Source organism: Streptomyces sp. NPDC059003 (assembly GCF_042740445.1).
GTDB lineage: Bacteria > Actinomycetota > Actinomycetes > Streptomycetales > Streptomycetaceae > Streptomyces.
In genome coordinates, this window is the sequence record NZ_JBHYJH010000288.1 from 1 (window position 1) to 7120 (window position 7120).

A 7120-nucleotide genomic window follows, 5' to 3' on the forward strand; every position below is an offset into this window, starting at 1 on the left:
CCGGCCACCGCGCACCGGCGCGCGGTGCCGCCGCCCCAAGCCGGCGCCCGCCCGTACACCTGGCGCAAGCCGGTCCCCGCTGGGGACAGGACTGTTGGGTGTACGGGCGGGGCGGGCGGGGCGGGCGGGGCGGGCCGGGTGCGGTCAGGAGGCGTGCGGTGCCCAGGCCTCGCGGCCCAGGTCGCGGCTGAGGAATTCCTCCAGGCCGCTCACGTGCCGGCCCTGGGCGATGGGGATGCTGTGCAGGTACTCCTCCGGCAGGTCGAACGCCTCGGCGAGCAGGGCCAGATGGGGGGCCAGGTTCTCCACGGCGGTGTTGACCGCGCCCGGCAGCCCGCGGACATGATGCGGTGTCAGCCTTCCCTCGCTGAGCAGGTCACCGGTGTGCCGGCTGAGCTCCTGCAGCAGAAACAGCCGGCACAGGTCCTCCAGCACGGCGCGGGCGCCGGGCTCCGCGGTGGCGGCGATGGCCTCCAGGAAGGCGTCCGCGGCCTGCAGCCGGGCGTGGGCGGCGACCATTTCCAGGCCGCTGGCGGAGGCGGAGTTCCAGCGGCCCAGCGGATCGCCGCGCCGTCCCTGGCGCAGCGCCGCCCTGGCCCGGTCCTGCCACACCACCTCGACGTGCGCGTACAGGGCGCGCAGGAAGGACAGGTCGTCCAGTGAGCGGCCCTCGGGCGGGTGGGTGTCCTGACCGGTGCGGTCGGTGACGTGGCCCAGGACCATCTCGGCGGCGGCCTTCACCCAGATGACGAGGTTGTCGCCCTCGGCGGTGATGCCGCCCTCGACGCTGGAGGGCAGGTCGGACAGCCCGTTGTGGGAGAACAGGCCGTGGGCGCCGCACCGTTCGCGGCACTCGATGACGATCGCGCGGGCCTGCCAGGTGATCCAGCCCTTGGCGATGGCCACCAGGCGTTCGGTCTCCTCGCGCTGCTCGGCGCCGTGCTCCACCCAGCGGTTGAGGACGCTGCGGTGCAAGAACGTCATGGCGTAGGCGGTGGCCAGGCCGCCCAGCAGCCGCCCGTGATGGCTGCGGTGATCGGCGATCGCGATGCGCCGGCCGGCTTTCGCCCCCGCGACGAGCCGGGTGTGGGAGTGGCGCACCGCGATGGCCAGGGCGGCCCGTGCCATGCCGAGCGTGCCCGCGCTCATGCACAGCTTGCCGGTGGTGACGCGGTCGATGCTCTTCAGGAACCGCCGGCGCGGGTTGCCCAGGTCGCTGGCGAAGCGGCCCTGGTCGTCCAGGCGCCCGTGCGCGCCCTCCAGCAGGGCCTCGCGCGGCAGGCGCACGTGCTCGAAGGCGGTGACGCAGTGGTCGACCGGGGTGCCCGGGCGGGCGGGAAGCCGGCGCACCCGGATGCCGGGCAGGTGGCCGAACTCGTCGCTGAGCGGGGTCAGGAACAGGAACACGCCCCGGTCCTGGCCGTCGGTGAGCAGCCGCGCGGCCACCAGGGCGCTCTTGGGGCCGCCCGTGGTACTGGTGTTGGGCATGAACTTCTGCGCGCCGGGGTTGGGGGTGTGCAGGACGAACCCCCCGCTGGCGCGGTCAAAGGTGGCGGTGGTCTCCAGCAGGGCCGCGTCGTTGCCGTGCTCCAGCTCGGTGCACAGGAACGTGCCGGTGCGCCTGAGCGAGGTGTAGGCGCTTAAGTCCCGCCCGGCGGCGCCGTCCTGATGGCTCAGCAGACTGCCCAGGAACAGGTTGTAGTGGATGCTCTCCAGCGTGCACAGGCCGCCGTCGAGGAAGCCCGTCCACTCGTGCAGCGCGGCCAGCCTGCGCACGTTGAGCGCCAGGTCGCACGGATCGTCGACGGCCGCGTTCACCCGTCGCAGCCGGGCGTAGGACAGATCGACGCGCTCGGGCGCGCTGAGCCCGGGCCGGTGGCGGAAGGATTCGTCGGCGATCAGGCCGCGCCAGGGCCCGTGCAGCCGGCTGCGGTCCTCGCGGTCGAACAGGAGGTACGTCAACTCGCGCAGTATCGGCCCCGCAAGGCGGTAGGCATCTGCTGCTCCGATGGTGCCAGGAGCCTGCGGCCGTTGCGTCAGCAGGTTCATAGCGATCTCCCCAGGGAAGAGCGACGAAGGGGGGTGTGGGATGAGAGAGATGAGAGAAAGGAACGCCCGTTAAAGTACGTACTAACCGGTTTCTTTTACAAGGTACTTGATGACAGGAAGCCCCCCGCGCGTTGTGGATCAACTCCCCTGCGGGCAGGCGAAGGTGCGGGCCACAACGGGCGCCGGACACCCCGGCGCAAGGCGATGATACGGACGATTGAGAAACCGGCCGTCAGGTTTTATTGTGGGGAGCCGGATAGGGCGGAAGTGGCGCTCCGCAAGGCAAACGCCGGAATCAGGAATTCCGTCATGGGGGGCCGGTGCGCGGTATCCGGCGTGCCGGATTTCCGTCCGGCAAAACACGGGACGTGGAGACGGGTTGTGGCACAGCAGGAGCGGGCGGTGCGGACACGGCAGGCGATCCTGGCGGCCGCCGCCGAGGTGTTCGACGAGCTCGGCTACGAGGCGGCCACCATCTCCGAGGTCCTGAAGCGGGCGGGCCTGACCAAGGGCGCCCTGTACTTCCACTTCGCCTCCAAGGAGGAGCTGGCCCAGGGCGTGCTCCTGGAGCAGGTGCGGGCCCTGCCCCCCGCCCCCGAGCACGAGCTGGTCCTGCAGCAGTCGCTGGACGAGTCCCTGCTCCTTGCCCACCTGCTGCGGCCCGACACCGGACACCCCATCGTGCGCGGCGCCGTGCGCCTGACCGTGGACCAGGGCTCCCCCCGCGACGGCCTGGACCGCAAGACCCCCATGGGCGCCTGGGAGCGGCACGTCGTGGCGGTCCTGGAGAAGGCCAAGGAGCGCGGCGAGCTGCTTCCCGGCGCCGACCTGCCGGCCATCGGCAAGCTGTTCGTGGGCGCCTTCACCGGCGTGCAGGTGCTCTCCCACATCATGACCGGCCGCGACGACCTGCCCGAGCGGGTGTGCGACCTGTACCGGTACGTGCTGCCGGCCATCAGCGTGCCCGGGGTGCTGGTGCGCATGGACTTCGACCCCCGGCGCGGCGAGCAGGCCCTGAAGAAGGCCCTGCGCCTGCAGCAGGAGCGGGCCCTGGAGGTCGCCGCGAGCGCGTGAGCGCAACCACCCCCGGCGTCCGCCGCCGAGGGGGGCACGGCAAGTCCCCTTGCAGTTCGGGACAGTTCGGGCGCGGCCGCGGGTGGTGCGCCTCAGGCAAGGCCGACGGGAACGGAGTGCACGCATGAACAGCAGCACGTGCCCCTTCGCGCTGGATGCGCAGGGACGCGACCAGGGCGCAGAGGCCGCGCTGCTGCGCGCCAGGGGCGCCGCGGTCCAGGTCACCCTCCCCGGCGACATCACCGCCTGGGCGGTGGTGCGCGCGCCCGTCCTGAGACAGCTCCTGCTGGATCCGCGGGTGTCCAAGGACGCGCGCCGGCACTGGCCGCCGTTCGCCCGCGGCGAGATCACCCCCGACTGGCCGCTGTTTCCCTGGGTGGCCCTGGAGAACATGCTCACCGCCCACGGCGAGCGCCGCGCACGGCTGCGCCGGCTGGTCTCGGGCGCCTTCACCACCCGCCGCATCGAAGCCCTGCGCCCGCGCATCCAGCAGCTCGCCGACGACCTCCTCGACCACCTGGCCGCCACCGCGCCCGGCCAGGTGGTGGACCTGCGGGCGCAGTACGCGCAGCTCTTGCCGATGCGGGTGATCTGCGGGCTGATCGGCGTGAGCCAGGAGGCCGAACAGGTCCTGGGCGCCGCCATGGACGTCGGCTTCAGCTCCGCGGCCAGCGCCGAGGAGATGGCCGGCGCGATGGCCGACATCAAAGGCGTCCTCACCCGCCTGGTCACCGCCAAGCGCGCACAGCCCGGCGACGACCTGACCTCCGCCCTGCTGCAGATCCGCGACCAGGGCGACGAACTGAGCGAACAGGAACTCGTCGACACCCTGCAGCTGCTGCTCGCCGCCGGCCTGGAGACCCTGACCACCTTCATCACCAACGCGATCGCCGAACTGCTCATCCGCCCCGAACAGCTGGCCCACGTCACCGCCGGGCGGGCCACCTGGGAGGCGGTGGTCACCGAGACCCTCGCCACCCGCGCCCCGGCCGCCTACATGCCGCTGCGCTACGCCGTGCAGGACATCCCCCTGGACGACGTCCTGATCAAGAAGGGCGACGCCATCATCGTCTCCTTCGCCGCGGCCGTCCTGGACCCGCACGACTACGGCCCCGACGCCGCCCGCTACGACCTGCTGCGCACCGAGCGCCGCGACAACCTCGCTTTTGGCCACGGACCGCACTACTGCCTGGGCGCCCCGCTGGCCCGGGTCCAGGCGGCCCTCGCCCTGCGCGCCCTGTTCGACCGCTTCCCCCGCCTGTCCCTGGCGATCGCCCCGCAACAGCTGCGGCCCATCGAGTCGTTCATCGTCAACGGCCACCGCGAACTGCCCGTCCACCTCCACGGCACCCCCACGACGCGGCCCGCAGGAGCGCAGAGTTGATCACACAGAGGCCGCCGGCGGCCGCGAGCCCGCACACACCACCGCCTCCAGACTCGGCCCGTCGGCCAGCCGCGGCAGCAGCACCTCCCAGAAACGGGTGATGTTGCGCCGCGACAGCCAGCTGGCATCCGCCCCGCCCAGCACCTCGAACCCCGTGGTCGCCGCCACGATCACACAGGCACCGTCCGTCCACGACACCCCCTTGGCCAGCGTCCCGCTGCGCTCGGCACTGCGCAGCGTCTCCTCCACCCAGCGCTGCCACTGCCCGCGCAGCGAATGCCCGCGCAGCGCAGGATCCGTGCGGCACACCAGATCGGCGGCGAGCTCGAAACCGCTGCGCACCACCACATCCCGGGCCAGCAGCCCCATCAGCTCATGCGTGGCATCCACCACCCGCTGCAGGCAGTTGCCCTGCCCGGCCCACGCCGCCTCGGTGATCCGCCGCAGCGCCTCGGCGGCCTCCGCCTCCACCGCCTGCGCCAGCATCCGCTTGCTGGCGAAGTGGAAGTGCAGCGCGCCGTTGCTGACCCCGGCCCGTCTGCTGATGGCACTGAGCGACGCAGGGACGAAGCCTTCCTCCGCGAACACCTCGGCCGCCGCCTGGATCAGCGCACGCCGGGTCCGGGTGGCTCGTTCCTGCTTGACCATGCTGCCTCCTGGGCGGGGGGACGCCGAAGGCCGACCGGACAACGGCATCACAGACCACATGCGTATGCGTAGTGCAGGTACTGCGGCGGGCCCGCCGGCGTCCCCGGACAGCCCGGACGGCCCGGACAGCCCGGGGCCGGGGGCCGTCACCGGCCAACTCCCCGGCCACGACGGCCAGGACAGCCCCGGCGGCCCCGGCGGCGGCCGGGCCTGCGGGGCAATCCGGTGCGGCCTGTGCCGGATCCGGGACAGCCGTCGCCGCCATGACAGGTCCCTTCCAGGGGCGCGGCCGGGGCACCGCGGGGCCCACCGAGGGATTATAAAACCGTCTATGCGGTTTGCAAATGGAGAGTGCCGCCCGTCTCTCCCGCCCCCGCCCGGCGACCGCACGGAGCCCGGACGGACACCAACTCCCCACCCCCACACCGGAGTTGACATCCGGCGCCCGGCCGCTCCGCGGCCGCCGCGGGGGAGTGCGGCGGACGGCGGCGCCCCCGCCCCGCTCCCCAATACAGACCGCACGGTCTCTTTTCTGCCGTCTCCCGCGGGTCCGCGCCGCCCGCACAGGCTTATTTGACGCTCCGTCAGGAGGTGGCGGAGTGTCCAACTGCGCAGAAATTCCGGCGTTGTTGCAGCTAGAAGAGCGGCGGGCAACTTCCGCTCTCCGGCGGGCTCAAACATGCCCGAAGGTATGGTTTAATGCCAACAGACCGGTCGCCCTGTTTTTAAGGTGGTAGTTCCCGGGACGTGGCGTCCGTTGATGTTCGCAAGACACCTGGAGCACCGCTTCACGAGACGGGGGAGATCACGTGAACATCCGGCTACTGGGCACATTCGAGGTCACCTTGCACGGTGTCACGGTGATGCCCACCGCGCCCAAGCCGCGCCAGCTCCTCGCGCTGCTGGCGCTCCATGCCGACCAGGTGGTCCCGGTCGGCTCGCTCACCGAGGAGCTGTGGGCCGGGCGCCCGCCGCGCACCGCCCGCACCACCCTGCAGACCTACGTGCTCCAGCTGCGCGAACTCATCGCCGCCGCCCTGGAACAGGGACAGCGGGAGCAGCAGGGCGAGACGGTGCGCAAGACCGCCAAGGACGTCCTGGTCACCCTGCCCGGCGGCTACCTCCTGGACAGCGGCGGCGGCACCGTCGACGTGCGGGAGCTGGAGCGCCTGACCGGCATCGGCTACCGGGCCATGGACGCCGGCGACTTCCAGGGCGCGGCCCGCTACCTGCGCGAGGGCCTCGCGCAGTGGACCGGGCCCGCCTTCGCCGACGTGCACACCGGACCGCAGCTGGAGATGGAGGCCAAGCGCCTGGAGGAGACGCGGCTGTGCGCGCTCAACCAGCGCATCGAGGCGGAGCTGCGCCTGGGCCGCCACCGCGACCTGCTCGCCGAGCTCACCGTGCTCGTCAACCGCTACCCCACGCACGAGAGCCTGCACGGGCAGTTCATGCTCGCCCTGCACCGCTCCGGACGGCGCGGCGAGGCCCTGGAGGCCTACCAGCGCATCCGCTCAACACTCGTGCGCGAGCTGGGACTCGAGCCGTCCGCCGAGCTGCGCCGGGTGCAGCAGCTGATCCTCATGGCCAGCCCCGAGCCCGCCCCCGCCCGGCGCGGCCGCCTGGTGCGCACCAGCTGACAGCAGCCCCCGCCCCGCCCCGGGCGGGCCCTCCCCGGCCCGCCCGGGCCCTCCCTGCTCCCCCCCCCGCTCCTCCCCGTTCCCCCCTGTTCCTTCCTGTTCCTCCCCGGCCCGCCCGGAGCTCCCCCGCTCCTCCCCGGCGCGGGGGCGGGGGGGCCGCCCCCCGGGCGGGGGCGCGGCGGGGTGTTGGTTGGTGGGATTTGGTGTTTTTTGGGGGGGGGGGGGGCGGCCGCCGGGGCCGGCGGGGGGGGCGGCGCGCGCCCCGGGGCGCCGCCCCGGGGGGGGGGGCGCGGGGGGGGGGGGGGGCGGGGGGGCGGCGGGCGGC

5 protein-coding genes are annotated in these 7120 nt (G+C 73.0%); 3 read left to right on the forward strand and 2 right to left on the reverse strand.

Annotation, left to right across the window (positions count from 1 at the left end; genetic code table 11):
* Positions 1 to 144: 144 nt before the first annotated feature.
* Positions 145 to 2049: an acyl-CoA dehydrogenase gene (locus tag ACFWZ5_RS43500; RefSeq protein ID WP_384794749.1), complete on the reverse strand. Its 1905-nt coding sequence runs from the start codon at positions 2047 to 2049 to the stop codon at positions 145 to 147.
* A 381-nt stretch (positions 2050 to 2430) separates the two neighbouring features.
* Between ACFWZ5_RS43500 and ACFWZ5_RS43505 the strand changes: the two genes are divergently transcribed.
* Both ACFWZ5_RS43505 and ACFWZ5_RS43510 read left to right on the forward strand, forming a co-directional pair.
* On the forward strand, positions 2431 to 3123 hold the full coding sequence (locus tag ACFWZ5_RS43505; RefSeq protein WP_384794747.1) for a ScbR family autoregulator-binding transcription factor: 693 nt from the start codon (positions 2431 to 2433) through the stop codon (positions 3121 to 3123).
* A 124-nt stretch (positions 3124 to 3247) separates the two neighbouring features.
* Positions 3248 to 4507 carry a cytochrome P450 gene (locus tag ACFWZ5_RS43510; RefSeq protein WP_384794745.1) on the forward strand — a complete coding sequence of 420 codons (1260 nt, stop codon included), beginning with the start codon at positions 3248 to 3250 and terminating at the stop codon, positions 4505 to 4507.
* Here the strand turns inward: ACFWZ5_RS43510 and ACFWZ5_RS43515 are convergent, their stop codons facing one another.
* The gene (locus ACFWZ5_RS43515; RefSeq protein WP_384794743.1) at positions 4508 to 5155 is read right to left on the reverse strand and encodes a ScbR family autoregulator-binding transcription factor; all 648 of its coding nucleotides are present in this window, start codon (positions 5153 to 5155) and stop codon (positions 4508 to 4510) included.
* A gap of 809 nt (positions 5156 to 5964) precedes the next feature.
* On the opposite strand from ACFWZ5_RS43515, the gene ACFWZ5_RS43520 reads away from it, so the two are divergent.
* Positions 5965 to 6795, forward strand: coding sequence for a BTAD domain-containing putative transcriptional regulator (locus tag ACFWZ5_RS43520; RefSeq protein ID WP_384794741.1), 831 nt, complete (start codon positions 5965 to 5967; stop codon positions 6793 to 6795).
* Positions 6796 to 7120 lie beyond the last annotated feature (325 nt).